A 1,919-nucleotide genomic window follows, 5' to 3' on the forward strand; every position below is an offset into this window, starting at 1 on the left:
GAACGCGGCCGGGGCGGTGAGCGGGGCGGGCAGCTCGAACGCGGCGGCCAGCGCGCCCGCGCGGGGGGCCAGCTCGTCGCAGGCCCGCCGCCGCGCCGCCCACACCTCGTCCAGGAACCCCGGCGGCACGGCGCCCTCGTTGAGCAGGTCGGCGGCGCGGCGCTCCAGCAGGTTCAGGGCGTGCAGGCCCAGCACGGGCGCGAGCTCCCCCGGCCCGGACGCGGCCGCCGCGGCGATGACCTCCAGGACGATCCGGTCGGCGCAGGCGGCGGCGGTCCGCGCCGCCAGGGCCAGGTTGCCGTTCCACGCGGTGAACGGGTCGGCGCCGCCGTCGCGGGCGGAGGCGATCCGGGCGGCGAGCCGGTCGCGCATCCGCCGCTCGGCGTCGCGGGCCAGGAACAGCCACACCCGCGGGGAGTGCAGGTCGCCGCCGTCGGGCGGGCCCGCGCCCGGGTCGGGCGGGGTGTAGCGGTCCAGGTCGGCCATCGCGCGGGCGGTGTCGTAGAGGATCAGCTCGTTGTCGCCGCCGGCGTTCATGTAGGCGTGCGCCAGGCCCCGGTAGGCGTTGAGGCGCTCGACGGCGGCGAACCCGGGCGCGCCGCTGTGCACCCGGCACGCCGACACCGTCTCCTGCGCCTGGACGGTCGCGGCGGCCTTCAGCAGCGCCAGGTCCCGGTCGACCGCCGACCACGGCGCCCACGCCGTCTCCGGGCCGCCCGCCGTGCCGCCGCCGGGCGCGTCGGCGGCGGTGCGGGCGGTCGTGACGTGCCGCGCGACGGCGGTGAGCGCGTACCCGGCGGCCAGCGCGCCGAGCACCGCCTCCTGCTGGTTGCGGTAGTCGGTCAGCGCGCGGCGCGGCGCCAGCCGCCCGAGGGTGGTCCGGCCGGCCGAGTGCGCCAGCAGCGTGCCCGCCGACGCGCGGGTGATCGCCGCGGACGCGGAGATCACCGCCCGCCACACCGCGGGGGCGATGCCCATCGAGCGGGTCAGCCGCGCCGCCGCCGACCCGGCGGGGTCGTGGAAGGTGCCGTCGGGGTGGATGGACGCGCCGTCGCGCAGCCACGCGCCGTAGGGCACGTGCAGGTCGTCCAGGAGGACGGCGGCGTAGTCGACCTGGAGCCCGGTCGTCTCCGGCGCTTCCACGACACGAGCCCCGGGCGCGACCGCGCCGTCGGGTCCGCGCAGCGGGACGACGAACACGAACACGCCGCGTTCGGCGCCGTCGTGCACGAGGGTGGCGTAGACGGCGGCGGTCTTGGGGACGTGCGGGTGCGCGGTGCTGGTGGGGAACTTGGCGGCCCGCACGTCCGGGGTGCTGAGCACGAACCCGCCCGACGCGGGGTCGTGGCGGGCGATGGTGCGCGGCGACAGGTGGCTGTTGCTGCGGCCCACCTCGGTCATCAGCAGCGTCCCGAAGGAGTCCATGGAGGCGAGCGCGTCGTGCGCGTCCCGCACCCCCCGCTCGGCGGGGTCTGCCTCCTGGTTGAGCTGCGCGGTGCCGAACCGCAGGATCGGGCCGAGCGCGAGGGTGTAGTGCAGCAGCATGACGTGGAACAGCGCCGGGTCGGCGATCGCGGCGCGCTCCAGCAGCGCGCACAGCGCCGGCGGGTCGTCCAGCAGCTCGGCCGCGGGCGGGGCGGCCAGGCCCGCCCGCCGGAGCCGCTCGTAGGTGAGCGCCTGGTGGTCGCGGGCGGTGAGCCCGCCGGGGTAGGTGAAGAACTCCTCCGGGACGGCCTCGGTGATCCGGGTGCGGGTCTTGGCGTCCAGGGACGGGCCGCGCACGAAGGCGAGCAGGCCCTCGTCGGGGACGGCGGCGGTGAAGGTTTCCACGGCGGTAGATCCTTTCCTCGGGCCGAGCGCAGGGGGATCGCGGGGGTGTGCGTGGAGGTGAGCGCGGAGGCGTTCGCGGGGCTGTGCGC

The 1,919-nt window shown here is 77.7% G+C and carries 1 protein-coding gene; it reads right to left on the bottom strand.

All coding sequences use genetic code 11. The features are described 5' to 3' along the window. Positions 1–1,830: acyl-CoA dehydrogenase (locus E1264_RS42335; protein ID WP_132183185.1), on the bottom strand; the 1,830-nt coding region annotated here is incomplete at its 3' end. Between the last annotated feature and the right edge of the window lie 89 nt (positions 1,831–1,919).

Origin of the sequence: Actinomadura sp. KC216, from assembly GCF_004348535.1 — a bacterium.
In the GTDB taxonomy this organism is placed as follows: domain Bacteria; phylum Actinomycetota; class Actinomycetes; order Streptosporangiales; family Streptosporangiaceae; genus Spirillospora.